General features: G+C 58.4%; 24 protein-coding genes. 12 read left to right on the top strand and 12 right to left on the bottom strand.

Going from position 1 to position 21,074, the window contains the following annotated elements; translation table 11 throughout:
* The first annotated feature begins 52 nt into the window (after positions 1 to 52).
* The 4 genes from BM131_RS14465 to BM131_RS14450 are packed head-to-tail and all read left to right on the top strand — an operon-like array spanning position 53 to position 2,206.
* Positions 53 to 499, top strand: coding sequence for a DUF3429 domain-containing protein (locus tag BM131_RS14465; RefSeq protein ID WP_090190620.1), 447 nt, complete (start codon positions 53 to 55; stop codon positions 497 to 499).
* Complete coding sequence (locus BM131_RS14460) at positions 496 to 1,092, top strand: class I SAM-dependent DNA methyltransferase (RefSeq protein WP_090190619.1); 597 nt, start codon at positions 496 to 498, stop codon at positions 1,090 to 1,092. Before BM131_RS14465 ends, BM131_RS14460 begins: the two co-directional genes overlap by 4 nt.
* Positions 1,085 to 1,537, top strand: coding sequence for a ribonuclease HI (gene rnhA, locus BM131_RS14455; RefSeq protein ID WP_090190617.1), 453 nt, complete (start codon positions 1,085 to 1,087; stop codon positions 1,535 to 1,537). The genes BM131_RS14460 and rnhA overlap by 8 nt, the downstream gene beginning before the upstream one ends.
* Before the next feature lie 45 nt (positions 1,538 to 1,582).
* Positions 1,583 to 2,206, top strand: coding sequence for a trimeric intracellular cation channel family protein (locus BM131_RS14450; RefSeq protein ID WP_090190616.1), 624 nt, complete (start codon positions 1,583 to 1,585; stop codon positions 2,204 to 2,206).
* A gap of 66 nt (positions 2,207 to 2,272) precedes the next feature.
* Here the strand turns inward: BM131_RS14450 and BM131_RS14445 are convergent, their stop codons facing one another.
* Entirely contained in the window at positions 2,273 to 3,241 is a 969-nt protein-coding gene (locus tag BM131_RS14445; protein ID WP_090190614.1) for an NAD(P)H-quinone oxidoreductase, read from the bottom strand.
* Positions 3,238 to 3,942 (bottom strand): COQ9 family protein, encoded by a 705-nt coding sequence (locus BM131_RS14440; protein ID WP_090190612.1) that lies wholly within the window; start codon positions 3,940 to 3,942, stop codon positions 3,238 to 3,240. The genes BM131_RS14445 and BM131_RS14440 overlap by 4 nt, the downstream gene beginning before the upstream one ends.
* 103 nt (positions 3,943 to 4,045) lie before the next feature.
* Between BM131_RS14440 and rpsU the strand changes: the two genes are divergently transcribed.
* Both rpsU and BM131_RS14430 read left to right on the top strand, forming a co-directional pair.
* Positions 4,046 to 4,252 carry a 30S ribosomal protein S21 gene (gene rpsU, locus BM131_RS14435; RefSeq protein ID WP_072857096.1) on the top strand — a complete coding sequence of 69 codons (207 nt, stop codon included), beginning with the start codon at positions 4,046 to 4,048 and terminating at the stop codon, positions 4,250 to 4,252.
* Between the two features lie 141 nt (positions 4,253 to 4,393).
* Complete coding sequence (locus tag BM131_RS14430; RefSeq protein WP_090190611.1) at positions 4,394 to 5,164, top strand: EAL domain-containing protein; 771 nt, start codon at positions 4,394 to 4,396, stop codon at positions 5,162 to 5,164.
* 7 nt (positions 5,165 to 5,171) lie between these two features.
* On the opposite strand, the gene BM131_RS14425 is transcribed toward BM131_RS14430, so the two are convergent.
* Complete coding sequence (locus BM131_RS14425) at positions 5,172 to 6,407, bottom strand: DUF2254 domain-containing protein (protein ID WP_090190609.1); 1,236 nt, start codon at positions 6,405 to 6,407, stop codon at positions 5,172 to 5,174.
* A gap of 359 nt (positions 6,408 to 6,766) precedes the next feature.
* Between BM131_RS14425 and BM131_RS14420 the strand changes: the two genes are divergently transcribed.
* Complete coding sequence (locus BM131_RS14420) at positions 6,767 to 6,982, top strand: hypervirulence associated TUDOR domain-containing protein (RefSeq protein WP_090190608.1); 216 nt, start codon at positions 6,767 to 6,769, stop codon at positions 6,980 to 6,982.
* Complete coding sequence (locus BM131_RS14415) at positions 6,982 to 7,989, top strand: DNA topoisomerase IB (RefSeq protein WP_090190606.1); 1,008 nt, start codon at positions 6,982 to 6,984, stop codon at positions 7,987 to 7,989. The genes BM131_RS14420 and BM131_RS14415 overlap by 1 nt, the downstream gene beginning before the upstream one ends.
* On the opposite strand, the gene BM131_RS14410 is transcribed toward BM131_RS14415, so the two are convergent.
* Together BM131_RS14410 and BM131_RS14405 are read right to left on the bottom strand one after the other, a co-directional pair.
* Complete coding sequence (locus BM131_RS14410) at positions 7,990 to 8,718, bottom strand: Crp/Fnr family transcriptional regulator (RefSeq protein ID WP_090190604.1); 729 nt, start codon at positions 8,716 to 8,718, stop codon at positions 7,990 to 7,992.
* A gap of 114 nt (positions 8,719 to 8,832) precedes the next feature.
* The gene (locus BM131_RS14405) at positions 8,833 to 9,648 is read right to left on the bottom strand and encodes a response regulator (protein ID WP_090190603.1); all 816 of its coding nucleotides are present in this window, start codon (positions 9,646 to 9,648) and stop codon (positions 8,833 to 8,835) included.
* Positions 9,649 to 9,751: 103 nt separating this feature from the next.
* On the opposite strand from BM131_RS14405, the gene BM131_RS20000 reads away from it, so the two are divergent.
* Genes BM131_RS20000 through BM131_RS14395 form a run of 3 tightly spaced genes read left to right on the top strand, consistent with a single transcriptional unit; the run spans position 9,752 to position 12,200 of the window.
* A complete protein-coding gene (locus tag BM131_RS20000) occupies positions 9,752 to 9,913 on the top strand; it encodes a NepR family anti-sigma factor (RefSeq protein WP_139222640.1) in 162 nt (53 codons plus the stop codon).
* On the top strand, positions 9,910 to 10,464 hold the full coding sequence (locus BM131_RS14400; protein WP_090190602.1) for an RNA polymerase sigma factor: 555 nt from the start codon (positions 9,910 to 9,912) through the stop codon (positions 10,462 to 10,464). The genes BM131_RS20000 and BM131_RS14400 overlap by 4 nt, the downstream gene beginning before the upstream one ends.
* Positions 10,464 to 12,200, top strand: coding sequence for a sensor histidine kinase (locus BM131_RS14395; RefSeq protein ID WP_090190600.1), 1,737 nt, complete (start codon positions 10,464 to 10,466; stop codon positions 12,198 to 12,200). The genes BM131_RS14400 and BM131_RS14395 overlap by 1 nt, the downstream gene beginning before the upstream one ends.
* 319 nt (positions 12,201 to 12,519) lie before the next feature.
* On the opposite strand, the gene mscL is transcribed toward BM131_RS14395, so the two are convergent.
* The 6 genes from mscL to BM131_RS14365 form a co-directional block, all read right to left on the bottom strand.
* Positions 12,520 to 12,948, bottom strand: a complete 429-nt coding sequence (gene mscL, locus BM131_RS14390; RefSeq protein ID WP_090190598.1) for a large conductance mechanosensitive channel protein MscL — start codon at positions 12,946 to 12,948, stop codon at positions 12,520 to 12,522.
* A gap of 159 nt (positions 12,949 to 13,107) precedes the next feature.
* Positions 13,108 to 15,504, bottom strand: coding sequence for a phenylalanine--tRNA ligase subunit beta (gene pheT / locus BM131_RS14385; RefSeq protein ID WP_090190597.1), 2,397 nt, complete (start codon positions 15,502 to 15,504; stop codon positions 13,108 to 13,110).
* Positions 15,505 to 15,636: 132 nt separating this feature from the next.
* On the bottom strand, positions 15,637 to 16,917 hold the full coding sequence (locus tag BM131_RS14380; RefSeq protein ID WP_090190595.1) for a TRAP transporter large permease: 1,281 nt from the start codon (positions 16,915 to 16,917) through the stop codon (positions 15,637 to 15,639).
* A gap of 2 nt (positions 16,918 to 16,919) precedes the next feature.
* Positions 16,920 to 17,450 (bottom strand): TRAP transporter small permease, encoded by a 531-nt coding sequence (locus BM131_RS14375; RefSeq protein WP_245754260.1) that lies wholly within the window; start codon positions 17,448 to 17,450, stop codon positions 16,920 to 16,922.
* Between the two features lie 79 nt (positions 17,451 to 17,529).
* Positions 17,530 to 18,522, bottom strand: coding sequence for a TRAP transporter substrate-binding protein (locus BM131_RS14370; RefSeq protein ID WP_090190594.1), 993 nt, complete (start codon positions 18,520 to 18,522; stop codon positions 17,530 to 17,532).
* A gap of 239 nt (positions 18,523 to 18,761) precedes the next feature.
* On the bottom strand, positions 18,762 to 19,451 hold the full coding sequence (locus BM131_RS14365; protein ID WP_090190592.1) for a GntR family transcriptional regulator: 690 nt from the start codon (positions 19,449 to 19,451) through the stop codon (positions 18,762 to 18,764).
* Positions 19,452 to 19,664: 213 nt separating this feature from the next.
* On the opposite strand from BM131_RS14365, the gene BM131_RS14360 reads away from it, so the two are divergent.
* Entirely contained in the window at positions 19,665 to 20,399 is a 735-nt protein-coding gene (locus tag BM131_RS14360; RefSeq protein WP_090190591.1) for a ribonuclease activity regulator RraA, read from the top strand.
* On the opposite strand, the gene BM131_RS14355 is transcribed toward BM131_RS14360, so the two are convergent.
* A complete protein-coding gene (locus BM131_RS14355; protein ID WP_090190589.1) occupies positions 20,396 to 20,995 on the bottom strand; it encodes a TetR/AcrR family transcriptional regulator in 600 nt (199 codons plus the stop codon). The two genes, BM131_RS14360 and BM131_RS14355, sit on opposite strands and share 4 nt — an antisense overlap.
* Between the last annotated feature and the right edge of the window lie 79 nt (positions 20,996 to 21,074).

Below are 21,074 nucleotides of genomic sequence, written 5' to 3'. Positions count from 1 at the left end.
ACCCACGGCGCAGCCTAGACTGCAGCACACTTGCCCCGCCAAAGGACCGCTGATGTTCAAAGCCATCCCTCGCGCCCCCCTACTCCTTGGCCTTGCTGGCTTGCTGCCGTTTTTCTGGGGCCTCGCGACCTACCTGAACCAGCCTTTGGGCGAATGGGCATTGTTGACGCTTGGCGGCCGGTTCACGGCACCTTTTGTGCAACTCTCCTATGGCACTGTCATCTTATCCTTCATGTCCGGCGTGCTCTGGGGCTTTGCCACCAAAGACACAGACTGGACCGGCTACGCGCTATCGACCATCCCCGCGCTTTGGGCGTTCTTCATGGTCGGCGGCGGCCCGGCCTCCGCAGCGTTGAACCTGTGCATCGGCTTTATCGGCCTACTCTTGCTGGATCTTCATTTCTGGCAACGCCGCGCGACACCGCCGTGGTGGATGTCTCTTCGGCTCTTGCTCACTGGACTTGTCGTTCTGTCCCTCTTGCCCCTCGCCTTCGGATGACCGACGCCCGCACGATTGCCGTCTATAATGCGCGCGCTGAAGCTTATGCTGCGATGGGGCCAGACAAGCCACAGCGGGACCTAGCCCAGTTTATCGACGGCTTGCCCGCGCAGGGCAGCGTCTTGGACGTCGGCTGCGGGCCAGGCACTGCCGCGGTGCAAATGGTGGCTGCTGGCCTGCGCGTTGATGCCATCGACGCCTCTGCCGCGATGGTCCAGCTTGCGCAATCCAAAGGCGTTGCAGCCCGCATCGCAACCTTTGACGATATCACTGGGGCTGACATCTATGACGGCGTATGGGCTAGCTTCAGCCTGCTGCACGCCCGGGCTACCGACTTGCCCCGCTATATCGCCGCCATCGCCCGCGCCCTGCGCCCCGGCGGCCTGTTCCACATCGCGATGAAAACAGGCGAAGGAGAGCAGCGCGACAGTATCGATAGGCTTTATAACTTTGTGACCAAGCCGCAGCTGAACGCGCTGCTGACAGACGCGGGCCTTGCGCCTGTTTTCACGCGAACGGGGGTGGACAAGGGCCTCGCGGGCACCGATGACGCCTATCTCGTGATCCAAGCCCGGAAAGACGCCGATGCCTGAACTTTTTGCCTACACCGACGGTGCCTGCTCTGGAAATCCCGGTCCGGGCGGTTGGGGCTGCCTGATGATTGCTCGCGAAGGCGGCAGCGTCATCAAGCAAAAAGACCTCAGCGGCGGCGCGGCCCAGACTACGAACAACCAGATGGAGCTTTTGGCCGCCATCTCGGCCCTCGAAAGCCTGACAAAGCCTAGTAAAATTACGATCATCACCGACTCGGTCTATGTCAAAGATGGTATCACTAGCTGGATCCACGGCTGGAAAAAACGCGGCTGGAAAACTGCCGCCAACAAGCCCGTCAAGAACGAGGAGTTGTGGAAGCGCCTTGATGCCGCGACCAAATCTCATGATGTGACGTGGCAGTGGGTCAAAGGGCACGCCGGCCACCCGGAAAACGAACGCGCCGACGAGCTTGCCCGCGCCGGCATGGCCCCGTTCAAGCCTTAGACCCCTCGCTTTTTCTGAAATACTTCCGCCGGAGGCACCGCCCACATGCCCCTACTCACAGCGCTCGAATATGCCTCCGTCTTTGTTTTCGCACTGACAGGTGCGCTTGTTGCAAGCCGGGCGCAACTTGACCTGATCGGCTTCGTCTTTATCGGCGCGCTGACGGCTGTGGGCGGCGGAACTGTGCGCGATGTCATCCTGAACCGCGACACGGTCTTTTGGGTCGCGAATCCCGGCCTGATCGGCGTCGCTGCTGTCGCGGCAATTTTGGTCTTTTTCACCGCGCACCTTCTCGAAAGCCGCTATCGCGGCATCGTCTGGCTCGACGCGCTTGCGCTGGCCGTCGCCGTCCCTTCTGGCGTGGGCGTTGCCTTGGCGATGGGCATGAGCTGGCCCGTGATCATCATCATGGGCATCACGACAGGCTGCTTTGGCGGCCTGATGCGCGACGTTGTCTGCAACGAGGTGCCGCTGGTCCTGAAACAAGGTGAGCTTTACGTCACCTGCGCCCTTGCCGGGGCGACGACAACCGTCATCGCCCTCGCACTGGGCCTGCCCGAAAATATCGCGCTACTGGCCTGCGCGGGGGCGACATTTGCCTTGCGTTCAGGGTCGATCGCCTTCGGCTGGTGCCTGCCGGTCTACAAAAGCTTTCCGCCGCGCCAGTAACTTGGCCGGGGATGGCGGGCGGGGCGTCGTGGCACCGCCAAAGGCGATGACACGCGCGCCGTTTCGTCAGACCTTTAGGACAATCTTGCCGATGTGATCCCCGGCTTCCATGCGGGCATGGGCTTTTGCGGCATCTTCTAGCGCAAATTCCAAGTCCATCACCGGACTAACACGCCCCGCCGCCAGCAGCGGCCAGACCTTTGCGCGTAGCTGATCCGCAATATGTGCCTTAGCCAGATCGCTTTGCGGGCGCAGCGTGCTGCCCGTCAGGGTCAGGCGCCTCGTCATCATCTGGACCATGTTCAGCTCGGCCTTCATGCCTTGCAGGAACGCGATCTGCACCAACCGGCCATCATCGGCCAGCGCATTGATATTGCGCTGCATATAACTGCCGCCAACCATATCAAGTATCAGATCAGCGCCGCCTTCGGCCTTCACGACCTCGACGAAATCAGCCTGTTTGTAGTTGATCGCGATTTCGGCCCCCAGCTTGCGGCATGCCTCCAGCTTGTCCTCTGACCCGGCGGTCACAAAGACCCGCGCGCCCAAGACATGCGCCAGCTGGATCGCGGTTGTGCCGATCCCGCTTGACCCACCATGCACAAGGAACCTCTCCCCGGCCTGCAACCCGCCGCGCATAAAGACGTTGGACCAGACGGTAAAATAGGTCTCTGGCAAGCAGGCCGCCTGCTTCATATCCATGCCGTCCGGCACTGGCAGACAATGCGCGGCAGGGGTTGCGACGTATTCCGCGTAACCGCCGCCCGGCAACAACGCGCAAACTGCGTCGCCGACTTTCAGATCAGTGACCTGTGATCCAACCGCCGACACCTCTCCCGAACATTCCAGCCCCGGTAGGTCAGAGGCCCCCTTGGGCGGCGCATACATACCTGCCCGCTGCAACGCGTCAGGCCGGTTCACGCCAGCATAGGCGACCTTGATCACGACCTGATCCGGACCCGGCTGCGGCATCGCGCGTTCGCACAGCGTCAGAACCTCTGGCCCGCCCGGCTTGCTGATTTCTACGGCCTTCATTGATCGTCTCCTGTCCGCCACATTCCGGGCACCTTCACATCTTGCATCCGTGTCGGGGCCTTCACCATGCCCAAAAGCTGACCCAGCGGTCCCGTCAGCGGTTTTAGGAAACGGTTGCCGTTGACCTGCGCCTTGATCTTCTCGATCTGCATGACCTCGTCGATCCGGCGATCGATAAAGGCATCGGTATCGGCGTAATCCTCGCTTTGATCGCCCAGCCAATACAGCACCACGGACGCCCAGACCGCCGACAAGGTCGCGCGCTTCGTGTACCAATTCACATCATCCGACGTATCGCCAAGCGCGTTCCAAATCGCATCCGCTGTGCCCCAGATCAGCTTGGCCCCGTCGGCCGCCAAATGCGGCAGCGCAAATAGCGCCGTGCCCCGGCGCACCGCTTCTTTGTCGTCGATCACGTCCAGACGGATGCGAATCGCACGGGCCACACGGTCGCGAAAGCGCAGCTCGCTTAGGTTTTCGCGGCCCAATTGCTGGACCATGGCGCGGTCGCCTTCGGTATGAAACAGCACGGCCATATCCGTCGCGCCGCGCGGGAATAGATGACGCGCACGATCTATACTGATGTCCGTTGCGGCCACCGCTGCGGTAAACGTGGCAGGCGACCAGCCGTCAAACGCAACATTCGGCAAGGCTGCATCAAGCAGCTGCAATTTGGTGAGATCGGGGGCGGAAAGGGGCATAATCGGTCCTTTTGTTCGACACTGGACAACGTAGCGCGATGTTGCTATGTGCCCACTTCCTGCAATTTTTGCAAATTTAACTTAGAGAGGTGGTGAAAACCACATGCAGGTTAGTGTTCGTGATAACAACGTCGATCAGGCGTTGCGTGCTCTGAAGAAGAAACTTCAGCGTGAAGGCGTGTTCCGTGAAATGAAGCTTAAGCAACATTTCGAGAAGCCCTCCGTCCGCAAGGCGCGCGAGAAAGCCGAAGCCATCCGCCGTCAGCGTAAGCTGGCGCGTAAGAAGGCCCAACGCGAAGGTTTGCTGTAAGGCAACCCGCCTCTCTGGCGACGACATGAATGAACCCCCGCACTGGCAACAGGCGGGGGTTTTTTCGTAGCTTTTTTCGGCAGATTTTACGGATCTGAAAGATTCTGGTCGCAAAGTCGGATCAGAGTTGAAGGATTCATCATGCCATATCCACCCCAAAGCCTGCCTGGCGGCGCAAATTTCGACCGTCAAAATTTCGCCAACCGCTTCACCATGGCTTTTCAGCCGATCTATGACCTGCGCACCGGTGCGATCTTCGCACACGAGGCTTTGGCCCGCGGCGGTGTGAACGGTACGGCGGCAGAGGTGATCAAATCGGTCACCGCCCGAACACGCTATAGCTTTGACCGCAAGTGCCGGGTCAAAGCGATCGCAATGGCATCGGCTCTTGGCCTGCAGGCCAAGCTCAGCGTCAACTGCATGCCGAATGCTGTGTTGGACCCCGACACCTGTATCAGCGCCACACTGATGGCCGCTGACCATTATGGGTTCAACGTCGCGAATCTGATCTTTGAATTTACCGAATCGGAATACTTACGTGACCCGCAACACATGCGCGCCATCATCAGCAGCTATCGCAAACGCGGATTGCTGACGGCAATCGATAACTTCGGGGCCTGCTTTGCTGGGCTTGGCGCACTTTGTGACATGCAAACGGACCTGATCAAACTGGATATGCGCATCGTGCGCGGCATCGAAACGGACGAACGGCGGCAACGCATGGTCAGATCGGTCGTCGGCATGTGCAAAGAGCTTGGAACAGGTGTCATCGCCGAAGGTGTTGAAACGCAGGCCGAATTTGACGTGCTACGCGACGCGGGGATTACCCAGTTTCAAGGATTCTACTTGGGCCAGCCCCTGCTAGAAGGGTTGCGCACTGCCTCACTCATTCCCCTCCCCGTGGCAGCATAGCTTTGCATCACAAAGCGCGCTCTCGCGGCCCCGTACGCAAGGCAGGTACCAACGCAGCGATCACATCACGATTTCGCCCTGTGGCGCGAGTCAGCAACTCTTGCGTCAACGCCAGATGACGCGCGCGGCACATCCGATCAGTAACGGTATAAGGCAACGCCGCGCCAAAGCTGACAGCGAACAACGCTGGAAAATCAAGGTGGGGATATCGGACACGCTGAGTTGTCAGCGGCCTCAAACCGCCATTGTGCAACAAGGCATCCTGCAATCCGGCATGTAGCCAGTTCAGACAGTTCATCGCGGTGAACGGATCATTAAACCCCGGCGACAGGGCCCGAGCGATCATCTCGACCAATTGGTCTGCGAAATACGCCGTGGATTGCACCTCTGTCCGGTCATTTCCGGTCGCAAAGGCGCTTTGCAACACCTTGATCTGTTTGTCGGTCAAAGGGGATACGGTCAGAACTGTCAGCACGTCCGTGTGGGGTGTGATGAATTCCCCGGCAGACCGTTCGACCTGAATAACCCAGTCACTGTCACAAGCGCAATTGTGCAAAGCATCCGTATCTAGCTGCTGAATGTAGCCACACGCAGCCAAAGTGACGCCAATCTCTTGGGCCTTCAGGGCGGGCCTCACGTCCTCGACCTCGATCTTTGCCCGCTCTGCGATCAACTCCCTAATGCTGGCACTAAACTGATGTCCCAGATCAGAGCTGATGTTGGACACATTGATCGTCTCTGGCACGTGGTGAATATAATAGATAATCGTAAAGACCGAGATGAGGGCGAGAAACAGCGCCATCGTTAACCCGGCGTAGGGGACGAACTCCGCATCGCCGCCTTGCACCGAACGCAACATCACGATGTTAAAAGCAAAGGTGCCCAGCAGCAGACCAAAGCTGAACTGCGTGCCGCGATCCCGCATGAAGTTGCCGATCAGACGCGGACCAAAGGTATCGGCGGCAAAAGATACCGCAACCAGCGTCATGGAAAACATGACGCCAGCCACCCCAATGACGGCCGTCGCAAGGGTCGAAAGCGTATCGCGCGCACCATCTGGATCGATGGCGGTCAACCAATCTGGCAGAACATCCCGCATCAAACCGGGCTGCGTATCGATCCATTCGACCAGCGCCGCTAAACACAGGGCACCCAGAACGAGCGTCGACGGCCAGAACCAATAGCTTGTACGCACCTGGCGCAAGATTTTGCGGCCAATTGCCCGGGACTTCAAAATCGCCATTCGGTGCCTGTCCTGTCAGATGCCAACATGACTAAGCAACATGATCTGCCCCGCCTATTTTTCAACGTAGACCCGTCCCAACAGGGGCAGTTTTAGTCGCGATCATGGCATTCTGCAGTATCCGGCGAATGACCTAAACTTTTCGTCCTACAGTTCAAAAAGCGTGGAACCAAATCGGCGCAGGTGGCGTTTCTATTGTACAAACGCACTTGTCCCCGTGCTTTGCGCGACTGGCCAGATCCCATGTTTCCCCGGCATTCCAATCGGCCAGTCGCACCCTACCTCCTCAATCCACCGTCATATCGTAAATGGAACCGAACCTGCGGCGGCTGGTTATGCCTGCAAAGCAGGAGGCAGTTATGAGTGACTTTAAAGAAGGCGACAGCGTGAAATGGAACTGGGGCAATGGCACCGGTACAGGCGAAGTCGTGAAACGCTATACGCGCAAGACGACGCTGACGATCAAAGGCAGCGACGTGACCCGAGACGCGTCTGACGACGAGCCCGCGTTTCGCATCAAACAGGATGACGGCGACGAGGTCTTGAAATCCATCACGGAAATCGAGGCGGCCTGATGTCCTTTGCCGATATCGCGCAGATTGCGGGGCTTGTTTACTATCCGGACACTGAACCGGGCATCAAGCGTCGCCGCGCGGGGCGTGGCTTCAGCTATACCGCGCCCGACGGCACACGGATCGATAATAAGGATGAACGCGCCCGCATCGCGGCGATCGCTGTGCCCCCCGCCTACGGCGACGTCTGGATTTCCCCCATGCTGCGCGGGCACCTACAGGCGACGGGTCTGGATGACCGCGAGCGGAAACAATACCGCTATCACGCCGACTGGACAGAGCATCACGCCCAGCTGAAGTTTGAAAAGCTGGTGGCGTTTGCGCAGACTTTGCCAAAGCTGCGTCGCTGGATCGGCACCCATCTGCGCGGCGCGGCGGGCGAGCGTGAAACGGCGATTGCGGCGACCCTTGCGCTGATCGATCGCGCATCGCTGCGGGTCGGACATAGTGTCTATACAGCCGAAAACGGCAGTTATGGGGCCACGACGATGCTGCGTGAACACGGTGATTTTCAAGGCGGCCGCGTGCGACTGTCGTATATCGGCAAGGGCAATGCGCAGATCAACAAAGACTTTTTCGCGCCGCGTTTGTCCGCCGTGCTAGAGGCGTGTCAGGATCTGCCCGGCGCGGAAATCATCACTTGGCAGGGCGACGCAGGCACGCCCCACGCGGTTCGGTCAGAGCAGATCAACGAAACCCTGCATGAGATCTGCGGCGAGTTCGCGACAGCCAAGACGATGCGCACATGGAATGGCACCCTCGCCGCCTTTAACGTTGCCCTCGCCCCCGGTGACCTGACGATCAAAGCGATGACAGAGGCAGCATCAGACACCCTGCACAACACGCCGACTGTCGCGCGAAATAGCTACATTCATCCTGCGGTTATCGAATTGGCAGAACTTCATACCACGCAGCGCGCCGCCATGCTGGACCGTATCCGCGGCGTGCAATCTGAACCGGGGTTGCGGTCAGGCGAGGCACCGCTGACTGCATTCCTGCGCGGCGATTGATCACATCAGCGGGCGCTGCGGGATGGACTCCAGCTCAACCTTCGCAATGACAGCAAGCTTGGCTAAGTCATTAATCGTCAGCTGCCCGTCCGACCAATTAGCCAATTGTCGCTCACGCAGTTTGGACAGCGTTTTGTTAGTATGGACCAGCGATAAGCCCATCGCATCCGCCAAATCCTGCTGCCGAAACGGCAGTTCCATGCTGCGATTATGCACCAACCCCATCTGTTCGCCGCGCAGAAATATCCGCAGCAATGCCCAAGACAGCGCCTCTAGGGCAGAACGACGCCCAACGGCGGTCAGGGCTTCACCAAGGAAATGCTCTTCGACGGCGGCAAGCCATGTGATGTCAAAGCCGCGCTCTGGGTGCGTTTTGTAAAAATTCCAAAACTCTGAGCGGTTGAAGACGCATAGGGTCATTTTGGATGACGCTTCGACCGAATGGGCCATCTCGCCCATCACGCCAGCTTGCAGTCCAATAAAATCACCGGGAAAGATAAAGTTGACGATCTGCCGCCCACCATCCAGCGTCGTTTTATAGCGCAGCCCCATACCGCGCAGCGCTGTGAATAATTGCGGGCTGTTGGATCCCTCAATCAGCAATGGCGTACCAGCCTCAATGATCAGCTCGCCGACCTTGAACTTTTGCATCGCTTTGACGTCCTGTTCGGACATCGGTTTGAAAATGGGGTGACGGCGCAATGGACATTGGCTGCAGGGGGTCGCCATGGGATGTCCTTGTCAGACTAACCTATAAAAAGCCGCGCCCACGTGTGGCGCGCGGCACATCTGTAATTTCACAAAATGGCTGGCGGGACACATATGCCCCGCCGGCCGTTATCGTTAGACGCTTAGCGTTTCTGTCGACGAAAAGAACATTGCCTGCGCCACAGCAGAGCGGACCTGCTCTTCGGTATAAGGCTTGGCGATCAGGAACGCTGGCTCTGGCTTGTTGCCCGTCAGCAGACGTTCTGGAAAGGCGGTGATAAAGATCACCGGCATGTCGCCAAATTCGCCAAGCAGCTCGTTCACGGCATCAATACCAGACGAGTTATCGGCTAACTGAATGTCCGCAAGGATCATGTCAGGACGCTCAGATTTACCCAAAGCGATCGCGCCAGAATGCGTACGTGCAATGCCTGTAACCTTGTGGCCCATATCGGACACCAAGGATTCCAAGTCCATCGCGATGATGGCTTCGTCTTCAATGATCAGGATACGTCCAGCGACGCTATCGGCCATCTCGCGGTGCGCGACGTCGATCAGGTGAACGACTTCGGACTCCTCGATCGACATGATGTCGGCGATTTCCGCATGGCTGAATTCTTCGATCGTGTGCAGCAAAAGCGCCTCGCGCGTGTTCGCGGTCAGCTTTGCCAGATGGCGCTGCGCAGCGCCTTCAATGCCGACAGCGGTCTCGCCAGGGGCAGAGGTGTCTGTGCTGGCCCACAACATGTGCAGGGTCTTGAAAAGTGCGGACTTCGCCGAGATTTGCGTATCGAAAATGCTACGATCTTCTAAGATCGCTTCGAGAGTGGCAGCAGCATATGCATCACCGCTAGACTGCGTTCCGGTCAAGGCCCGCGCGTAGCGACGCAGATACGGCAGGTAAGTGCCGATCGCTGTGGTGATATCCTGCTGTGCGGTGCCGTTTGACATAATGTTTTTCTTCCTGTCTTACCCTTACACGGGAACCAAACGCCGTTATCGGCGTTTAAGTTCCTCAAGGCATCTATAATTTCAGATAACAGCAGGCGGGCGAATGTCCAACGATACTCCAAGTGAAAGGGCGCGCCAGCAGATCGACGCCAACCTTAAACGTGTTTTTCGCGAACAGGAACAGGCCGAGTTGCCTGATCGGCTAAAAGATCTGTTGGCCCAACTTAAGGCCTCTGAACCATCCGAACAGGATGGAAAGTCATGACCGGCGATCCGCGCGACGAGTTGGTTGTCCACCTGCCGGCGCTGCGTGCGTTTGCAATTTCGCTGACGCGCAACGGGTCTGTTGCCGATGACATGGTGCAAGACACCGTCGTCAAGGCGTGGACAAATATCGAAAAGTTCGAGCCCGGCACAAACATGCGGGCTTGGCTCTTTACGATTTTGCGCAACACCTTTTATTCCAGCCGCCGCAAGGCAAAGCGCGAAGTCGCCGACGTTGACGGTATCTTTACCGAAAACATGGCAGAAAAGCCGGCCCATGACGGCCATCTTCAAATGACAGACTTCCGCACAGCCTTTGCAAAACTCCCCGACGAACAGCGCGAGACGCTGATCTTGGTGGGCGCGTCTGGCTTTTCTTATGAAGAGGCCGCCGACATGTGCGGCGTTGCTGTGGGTACGATCAAAAGTCGCGCAAACCGCGGACGCAAGCGGCTGGCCGAACTAATGCATCTTGATGCAGACGGCCCGGTCGAACTGACCGACAAGGTAACCATCGCTGTCGTGGCGAATAACGGTAACTCGGCCTTCTGATGACGTCCGGGTCGGAAGTGCAAGCGGAACGCTGGCCGTTCCTGCAAAGCCTGCCGTTCCGGGTCGTGGCTTTTCTATCGCTTGCGTTGCTGCCCATTGGCCTGCTGGCGATCTGGCAGACCCAAAACCTAGACGAGACACTGCGCGCGCGCACACGCCTGTCACTGGTCGCGCTGACGGAAATCGCCGTATCTGGCGAACGGCAGGTTCTACAACGCGCGGTCGGTGCGGCGTCAGGTCAGGCCGTGACGTATGGCCTAACGGCCGACGATCCCATCGCCTGCAGCGAGTCGTTCAAAGCCTTTCAAGATGCGGATCCAGCAATCAGTTTTGCTGGTTTTTTACCGGAAAGCGGCCGCGTTGATTGTTCTTCCGAGCCCGCACCATTCACCATTGGCCCGGCAGAGCGAGTCGCAGAAATCGCGACCTCGCCGCGGAACGCCCTCATTCCACGACTGCGCGCGGACGCCCCCGGCGGCCGGACCGCCGTGCTAACCCAGCCTGTCGTCCGCGATGAAGAGGTGATCGGCCAAATCGTCCTAACTATTCTGACCGACTCCATGTCCGAAATGCCGGATTTGAACGACCAAAATCAGCCGCTTTCGCTAGCAATCTTCAACCGCGACGGCGCTGTGATCAACGTTCAAGGCGAACGCCCCGTCGCCGAAGAAGAGGCGATGGCAGAGGACATCGTGCGCCGCCTGAGCACCGAACCGACGGCGTTCGCCGGGCAGAATGCGGCCGGTGAACGGCGCATCTTTGTTGTCCTTACGCTTGTGCCAGATCTGGCCTATGCCGTCGCGGGCTGGGCCCCGACGGATGGCGTTCTATCCTCAACCGCGTACACGCTGCCTTCTTTCTTTTTGCCCGCGCTGATGTGGCTGGCCAGCCTGCTGGTTGCTTATTTTGCAGTCCACCGCTTAGTTGTCAGCCCCGTTCAGGATCTGGGCATTCGGATGCGCCGCTTTGCCTCTGACCGTGCCCTGCCGCAGCCTAAGAATACGGAAATGCTGCCGCAGGAACTGTTCGATCTGGAACAGACCTTCATCAACATGGCCTACGACCTAATTGATGACGAGGCGCGGATGGAAAACAGCCTGCGCGAAAAGAATGTGCTGCTGAAAGAAGTCCATCACCGGGTTAAGAATAACCTGCAGATGATTTCGTCGATCATGAACATGCAAATCCGCGCGGCCAAGACCGACGAAAGCCGGCATGCACTGCGCCGTTTGCAAGACCGCGTGCTTGGCCTGGCGACTGTGCATCGCGTTCTATACCAATCCAAAGAGCTCGCCCGCGCCGACGCCGCCCCATTGATGACCGACATTTGCGCCAGCGTTTTCCACGACCTCACAGAGGCGCGTCCCCACGCGGTTCATGCACTAGAAGTCGACAACTTTACCCTCGTTCCGGATCAGGCCGTACCCTTGGCTCTGCTGGTCAGCGAAGTTGGATCGAACGCGATCAAAAACCTGCCGGACACAAAGTCCCCTGCCCCGTTCCTAAACTTTAGCCTGCGGATCGTATCGCCGGGTATGGCGCAATTCCGGTGCCGCAACTCCGGTGGCTCTTTGCCAGAAAAAGTAGCGCCCGATGGCGGCGTTGGTCGGCAGTTAATTCGCGCCTTTGCGATGCAGCTTGGTGGCACGGTAGAGGTGCAGGACCACGACGGCATTCACACGATCAGCGTTGAATTCCCGATCACTGCGGCCATTCCAGACGCGTTAGATTACTAAAGCCGTGCCACACATTGATGTATTTTCCGCACCGCAGCGATGAATCGTCTGCGGCATGGAACCGAAGTCCGTTCGGCTGGTTATCCCGGCAGCGAAGGATGGATCTACTATGACGTTAAGCGTATTTCTAGCGAGCATGACTGCAATCGGCATTGCTGCCCTTGTGATCTATGCTTTGACGTCCAGGCGGGAGCCACCGCAATCGCAGCAGCGCGCTGTTCATAACAGATCAGAACAGCGCCGCAGCAATCACCAATCACGCCACTAAACGAAAAAAGGCCCGCACTTGGCGGGCCTTTTCGATCGTAATGAATAACGCTTAACGGCGCAGTTGGTCGCGGATTTCCAGCAGAACGTCCAGTTCGGACGGGCCGGTCTCGACCTCTGGTGCAATGTCATCGGGCTTTTCTGCTTGGGCCTTCAGCTTGTTGACGGACCGAACCAGCATGAACACAACGAATGCGATGATCAAAAAGTTGATGCAGGCGGTGATGAACGCGCCATAGGCGAAGACGGCAGCGCCAGCGTCGCGTGCGACCTGCAGGCCAGAGTTGGCAGGAACTTCACCGGACAGCACAACGTACATGTTGCTGAAGTCCACGCCGCCCAGCACAAGGCCGATCAGCGGGTTGATCAGGTCGCCAACCAGCGATGTGACGATAGCCGTGAAGGCAGCACCGATGATGATACCGACCGCCAGGTCCATTACATTGCCCTTGGCGATAAAGTCTTTGAATTCGTTTAACATTAGTCGTCCCCACACTGGATTTATTGTGCGGCACAATGCCGCAAGTTTGTTCCCAGCCGTCATATAAAAGAATTATATTAAACCAATAGGGTTTTTATCGGCAATTTTCCCCCTTCGGGGTTGATTTGACACCAAACCAACCCACCGGGGTAAAATCTATCAACCGCGAAGCGTGCCGCCCGTGGCCTTTTCAACCTTGGCGACGATCTGCTTCGCGACGCCATCGATCTGCGCCTCAGTCAGGGTCGCATCTGTCGGCTGAAGGCGCACAGTAATCGCAAGGGACTTGCGCCCCTCGCCCACGGCACCGCCAATAAATTCGTCAAAGACCCGCACGTCAGCGATCAACGCTTTGTCAGCGCCAGCGGCAGCATTGACCAGCGTCAGCGCCTCGACCTGCGCATCAACGACAAAGGCAAAGTCACGCTCTACCGCTTGCAAGTCGGTCGCCAGCAACGCGGGGCGCGTGTTGACCTTGTTGCGCGGCAGTGGAATTTCCGACGGGAAGATCGTGAAACCGACGGCGGTGCCCTTAATATCAAGCGCACGCAGCACCTTAGGGTGCAATTCGCCGAACACACCGAGCACCTTTTTTGGGCCAAGACAGATCTGACCGTGGCGACCGGGGTGCCACCAACCTTCACCGCCGCGCAGGATCTGCACTTTGGCGGGTGCGCCCATCGCAGCAAGGATCGCCTCGGCGTCGGCCTTCGCGTCAAACACATCGACAGCGCGCATATCGCCATGCACCGATTTCGGGCCGGTGCGGCCAATCAGGATGCCGCTGACGCAGGGGCGCTGTTCGCCCGGCTCGCCACCGGTAAAAATATCGCCGACTTCGAACAGGGCCACGTCATTGAAACCGCGCGCTTGGTTGCGGGCGGCGGCCTGCAGTAGGCCGGGCAGCAAAGCGGGGCGCATATGTGACATCTCGGAAGAGATGGGGTTTTCCAAACGCGTCACATCTGTGCCGCCCCCGAACAGCGCCGCAGCGGCCTGATCGATGAACGTGTAAGTGACACATTCGTTATACCCAAGCGATGCCGCCGTCCGCCGCGCCGCGCCGGCACGGACCTGCGCGGGTGTCAGCACAGGCTTTGGCACGCCTGGCTGGGTGCGCGGCATCGGCACGCCAACCAGCTTCGTCAACGATGCGATGCGTGCGACCTCTTCAACCAAGTCAGCCTCGCCCTGAACATCACCGCGCCAGCTGGGGACATGCGCCATGTCACCATCCAGCACAAAGCCCAGCGCCGTCAGCGTCGCGCGCTGCGTTTCAGCAGGAATATCCATACCAACAAGGCTGATGACGCGGTCGGTATCCAGCTTATAAGCGCGGTCCGTATTCGGCACAGCGCCCGCCATGACAACGTCAGAGGCTTCGCCCCCGACGACCGCAAGGATCACTGCGACGGCGTGATCCAGCCCCTCGGGCGTAAAGGCGGGGTCGATGCCGCGCTCGAACCGGTAACGCGCATCAGAGTTAATTTTCAAAGCGCGGCCCGTGTATGCGATCTGCACCGGGTCCCAATAGGCGCTTTCGACGAAAACGTTGACCGTTTCAGCCGTACAGCCCGTCGCCGCCCCGCCCATGACGCCAGCAATGCTTTGCACGCCAGCATCGTCAGAAATCACCATCTGGCCAGCGGACAGGGTGTAGGTCTTGTCGTCCAGCGCCACGATCTCCTCGCCGCCCTTGGCGCGGTGCACGCGCAGATTGCCCTGAACCTTATCCGCGTCAAAGACGTGCAGCGGGCGGTTCAGATCGTAGGTCAGATAGTTCGTCACATCGACCAGGAAGGAAATCGGACGCAGCCCGATGGCGCGCAGCCGGGTCTGCAACCAGTCCGGGCTGGCACCGTTTGTCACGCCTTTGATCAGGCGACCGGTAAAAACGGGGCAGCCGTCCAGCGTGTCATCGTCAATGCTGACCGCGATGCCCGATGCGCCCTTGCCCGCAATCTGCGGTGCCTCCAGCGGCTTAAGCGTCCCCAGACCGCGGGCGGCCAGATCGCGGGCCACGCCGCGCACGCCCAGCGCATCGGCGCGGTTCGGGGTGATTGCAATCTCGATGACAGGATCAACGCGGGCCGGGTCATGTTCGGCCAGCCAATCGGCAAAGCTTTCGCCGACGGCGCCTTCGGCAAGCTCGATGATGCCGTCATGCTCCTCTGACAGCTCAAGCTCGCGCTCTGATGCCATCATGCCAAAGCTTTCGATGCCGCGGATTTTGCCCACACCGATGGTCGTGTCGATACCGGGGACATAGACACCGGGGCTGGCGACGACGACGGTGATGCCTTGCCGCGCGTTGGGCGCGCCGCAGATGATCTGCTCAACACCTTTGCCGGTGCGCACTTGGCACACGCGCAGCTTGTCGGCGTCGGGATGCTTTTCCGCGCTTTCGACGTAACCGATGGTGAAGGGGCGCAGCAATTCCGCGGGATTTTCAATCCCTTCGACCTCTAGCCCAAGGTCGGTCAGGGCCTCGGCGATTTCATCAACCGAGGCTTCTGTTTCAAGGTGAGTTTTCAGCCAAGACAGGGTGAATTTCATCGCGCGCACTTTCGCCAGATCAACGTTTGCGCGTTCTTAGCGCATCACCATGCTGGGTGAAAGCACTGCTCGCCCTTGTTTGCTGATCGAAGCGCGCTGCCCCCGGCATTAAACCGGGGGCAGTGCATTAGATCACTCGTACAGCGACGGCAGCCACAGCGACACGGCAGGAACGTAGGTCACCAGCATCAGCGCCACGAAGATCGCCAGATAGAACGGCCAGATCGTTTTCAGCGCTTCTTCGATCTTGATCCGCCCCACAGCGCAACCGACGAACAGGCAGGTGCCGACAGGCGGCGTACACAGGCCAAGGCCAAGGTTGATCAGCAGCATGATACCGAACTGGGTCGGGTCCATGCCAAGCCCCTTGGCGATCGGCAAAAAGATCGGCGTACAGATCAGGATCAGCGCGGCCATGTCCATGATCATGCCAAGCAGCAGCAGGATCACGTTGATCATCAGCAAAATAATGATCGGGTTGTCAGAGATCGACACCAGCAGATCGCTCAACTTTGCAGGCACCTGATACAGCGCCAGCAGATAGGCAAAGGAACTGGCAAAGGCGATCAGGATCATCACCATAGCAGTCGTGCGCACGGCACCCGTGACGGACATGACGAACTGCTGCCAGCTGAGGCTGCGATAATAGAACCGAGTCAACAGCACGGCATAGATTGCACCAAAAGCGCCTGATTCAGTGACTGTAAACACGCCCGACAGCGTGCCGCCAACGATGATGACCGCGGTGAAAAAACCGGGGATTGCGTCAGCAGCGGTCCGGCCAACAGTGCTCCAACCCGGGAACGGCTCTGACGGGTAATTATGCTTGATCGAGATGATATAGGCTGCGACGGCAAGGCTGACGCACATCAGGATGCCGGGGATCACACCCGCAAGGAACAGCTTAGACACTGAAATGCCGCCGCCTGCCGCCACGGCAAAAATGATCATGTTGTGGCTGGGCGGGATGACGATACCTGCGATGGACGACGTCACCGTCACGTTGACCGCAAAGTCAGGCCGATAACCGCGTTCTTTCATCACCGGCACCAGCAAAGAGCCCAGCGCCGAAATGTCTGCAACTGCAGAGCCAGAGATGCCGCCAAACAGCATCGACGAGAAGATGTTCACCATCGCAAGGCCGCCCTTAAAGTGGCCAACAAGGGCAGAGGCAAGGCCGACCAGCCGCTTGGCGATCCCGCCATGCAGCATGATTTCGCCCGCGAAAACAAAGAACGGGATCGCAAGCAGGGAAAAAACAGACACGCCCGCGGTGGCCCGCTGAAAGGTGATCAGCATCGGAAAACCTTCGTACCAAAAGGCCGAAGCGGCGGCGATGCCCATGGCAAAGGCGACCGGAATCCCGATGACAACGCCCGCGCTAAACGCGAGTAGTAGAATAGCTAGACCCACGGTCAGACTTCCTTGAATTCGGCGTCTGGATCCCAAGATCCAAAACGCATGATGCGGATAAGGCCGCGCACGGCGGCGAACAGCATGACCAAAGCGCCGCAGGACGTAATGGCGAGGGTGCGAAAGCTTTCGGGGATATCCAGCATGGGCAGCATCGTATCCCAACCGAACCGCATCAGGGTGATCCCGGCAAACAGCATAATCGCGCCAAAGGCGGCCAGCAGGCCGTCGATCACAATCAGCGTGACATTTTGTGCAGTGGTAGGCAGCATATCCCGAAACAGCGTGACGCCGATGTGGGTATCTTCGCCAACGCCAACAGCGGCCCCTAGAAATGCGACATAACAGATCAGCAGCAAGGCAAGCTGTTCAACCCATGTGGGCGTGACGTTCATCACGTAACGGCCAAACACCAGCCAGCCGAAAGTTGCGATCAAAACGACCAGCGCAATAGAGGCGATCAACATGCAGATCGCACGCAGCACTGCCATCACTCGCTCTGCCGCACGGATCATGGGCGTATCTTGCGTCATCGCAACCTCTGATAAATGGGGGATTTAGAATGGATTGGGGCCCGCCCGATGTCGGACGAGCCCCGGATCCCGGTGCCGATTACTCAGCGTTGCGGATCAAGTTCACAAGGTCAGTCAGGTCTGGATTGTCAGCCAGAAAGGACTCGTAAACAGGGGCCATCGCATCTTGGAACGGCTGCTTGTCATCAATGGCGTTCACTTCGGTGCCGCCAGCCGTGATGACTTCCATGCTGGCCGCTTCACGCTCTGCCCACAACTCGCGCTGCAGGTTTGCACTGTTGCGACCGGCGGTCATAACAATATCCTGCTGCTCTGGGGTCAGCTTTTCCCAGGTCTTCAGGCTCATGCACAGGCATTCTGGGATGATCAGGTGCTCTGTCAGCGAATAGTACTTGGCGACCTCGTAGTGGTTGGTCGACTCGTAGGACGGCGGGTTGTTTTCCGCGCCGTCGACAACGCCAGTTTTGATCGACTGATACACTTCGCCAAAGGCCATCGGGGTGGCGTTACCATCCATCGATTCGACCATCTGCACGAACAGGTCGTTGCTCATCACGCGGATCTTTAGGCCAGCGACGTCGGCAGGTGTGTTGATAGGCTGCACAGAGTTATAGAACGACCGCGCGCCAGCGTCATACCAGCCCAGCGGCACGATGCCCTTAGCTTTCATGCCCTCGCCGATCGCCTCGCCAGCAGCGCCATCCATCAAAGCATACATGTCGGGGATGCTTTTAAAGATGAAGGGCAGCGACACGACGTTTGTTTCAGGAATGGCCTGACCCATTGGCCCAAGGCTGAATTCACCGAAATCGATCACGCCAAGGCGAACCTGTTCGATTGCGTCAGGCTGGTCGCCCAGAACGCCGTTGTGGAATGTCTTTGCGGTCAGCTCTCCGCCGGTCTTGTCAGCGACTTCAGCGGCGAACGATTCCATTGCGATAGACACAGGATAATCTTCGACGTGGATGTTCCAGCCGCGCAGTTCCTCTGCGCCAGCGGATGTCGCCATACCGATTGTCGCGCACAGCAGCGCGCCCGACGTCATCAATGTGGTCTTTGAAAAAATAGTCATGCGATCCTCCCCGATCGTTATTGACTGCTAAGCGCTCTGGTCGAAACCTCCCCCAACCAAGTGCGCACTGCAGTAAATCTGGAATACTAGTAAACAATAACCTGTGTCAATTAATATCCGCGGATCGCCATCAAACCGCTAGTTTGTTGGGCATATCTTCTATCACGCATAAAAATGCCGCCCCGCGCCGGGACGGCATATTTAGATAAATCGGTGCTTTGGTCGGCTCCTAACCCGGATCAGCTTTCGTCTTCGAAGTAGTCCGGGTTGCGCACTTTGATCGTGTCGATTGTGATATCAAGCCGGGACAAATGCATCGCGCCCGCCTCTGCTGCCTTTTCGGCCTGCCCCGTCTTCACCATCGTAGCAATCAGCAGGTGATCCTCGATCAGCTCTGGCATACGCGCCTCTTTTGACAGGCTTAGCAGGCACAGACGGTCCACTTTCGCCTTTTCCTCTGAGATGATGTCAAACGCAAATGGCACACCCGCGATTTCGCACAGCGTTTTGTGAAAGTCATAGTCGTGCTTGCCAAAGGTCGCGTAATCGCCAGCATCGCAAGCGATCTGCTGCTTGGCGATACAGGCGTCCAGTCGGTCGCCCCCCGCCTTATCACATAGGCTCGCGGCGCGGCGCAGCACGTCTAGATCAACGGCCCGGCGCAGATAACGCGACTTTTCAATCGCGGCGCTGGAAAAGCGGCGCACTTCTGTTGCGCGCTGCGGACGAATTAATAGCAGGTCCATGTTCGCCAAACGGCTAAAGGCATCGCGGACCGGTTGGCGTGACACCCCAAATTGCGCGGCGACATCCGCCTCTGATATCTTGGCCCCGGGCAAAAGCCGCAGGGTCGAAATTTCGTCGAACAGAAAATCAGCCACTGTATCAACAGCGGTCCGACCATAGCTCATCTGTGCGGCTTGCTTCATGTTTATGCCTCCCGGTCGCGTCCCATTAAAGCCTTTGTATGCGAAAATCCATATGTCGGCACCGTGGCGCGTTATCTTCGTCCAAGGCACCTTCTTACGATACTAGTATACCAGAACGAGTCTTGCTATTGTTTTATCACGGCAGCGTTGCTGACCAGTAAATTGCCACACGCCAGGCATCGCCGTGGTTCATTGCAAACAAGGGAATACCCGATGGCCAATCCAACACCCGCTGACCAGATCACGCTGAACGACGATACCCTTGACCTGCTCAAGGGTATTAGCACTGCGACCATCGCGACGCTGCTTTATAAAAAGGGGTTTCGCACCTGTTATATCCAAGGCGTCGCACCCTTGGGCGCGGGCCAGGACCGCATGGTCGGCCCGGCGTTCACCCTGCGTTATATCGTGGCGCGCGAAGACACCGATCCGCTGACAGCCTTTCGCGAACGCGACCACCCGCAGCGCGTTGCGATTGAAACTTGCCCCGAGGGCCATGTCTTGGTGATGGATTGCCGCGGCGATGCGACTGCGGCCTCGGCCGGGTCGATCCTTTTGACGCGCCTGCAAGTGCGCGGCGGCGCAGGCGTTGTGTCTGATGGCGGCATCCGCGACGCAGCGGGCGCAGCAGCGCTGACGATGCCTGTCTTTGCTGCCAAACCGTCAGCCCCGACCAACCTGACCCGCCACCACGCCGTCGACATCAACGTGCCTATCAGCTGCGGGAACGCCGCCGTCTATCCCGGCGACATCGTCGTTGGGGACGCTGACGGCGTCATGGTCATCCCGCGCCATTTGGCCGCCGAGATCGCGATCGAAGGCGCGCCGATGGAGGTGTTCGAGGATTTCGTCCTAGAGGAAGTGCTGAACGGCCGCCCAATTATCGGGCTTTACCCGCCAACCGACGAAGACACGCTGACCCGCTTTGAGGCGTGGAAAAAACGTTAAGCGGCGCGCGCCAACCCGGCGATCTCTTGCGAGAGGTCGTCGGCCAGCCGCTGCATTGCGACAGGATCAGTTTCGCGCTGCGCCTGAATTTTCAGACCAAAGACATAGGTCTGCATCCGCTGCGCCAACCGATCTGGATCGGCATCTGCGGGAATTTCACCCGCTGCCTGCGCGTTTACGAATGCCTGCGTCAGATGCTGTCGCACCTTTTCCAAATGCGCCAGCACAGCACCGCGCAAGACGGGGTTGTCAGTCTGAATTTCCAACAAAGACTTCACCAGCATGCAGGCCGTCGACGGCTTTTCACACGGCTCTAGCCCGCCAAGCGACACCAGATAACCGCGCAGTGCACCCAAAGGCGACGCCGCATTGGCGATCGTGGCAGCCAACTCAGCCTCCATCCGGCCTGCGTACAAATCAAGCGCTTCGTGGAATAGCGCCTCTTTGCTTTGGAACGCCGCATAGATCGAACCGGGGCGCATCTTAAGCGCGGCTTCAAGATCTTTAAGGGATGTCGCGTTGTATCCCTTCACCCAAAACAGGTTCATCGCGGACTGCAAAGCCGCTTCGCGATCATATGATGGGTCACGGGGCATGCGGGTTAGATACACGTTTAGGTCGATTATTTAAAGGCCCCAGCTATATTTGAGTGATCACTCTTTTATTACTTGAGTG

The sequence above is a fragment of the Loktanella salsilacus genome (assembly GCF_900114485.1).
GTDB classification, from domain to species: Bacteria; Pseudomonadota; Alphaproteobacteria; order Rhodobacterales; family Rhodobacteraceae; genus Loktanella; species Loktanella salsilacus.
The sequence above is the reverse complement of the archived record's forward strand: the minus strand, read 5'-3'. Positions and strand labels throughout refer to the sequence as shown.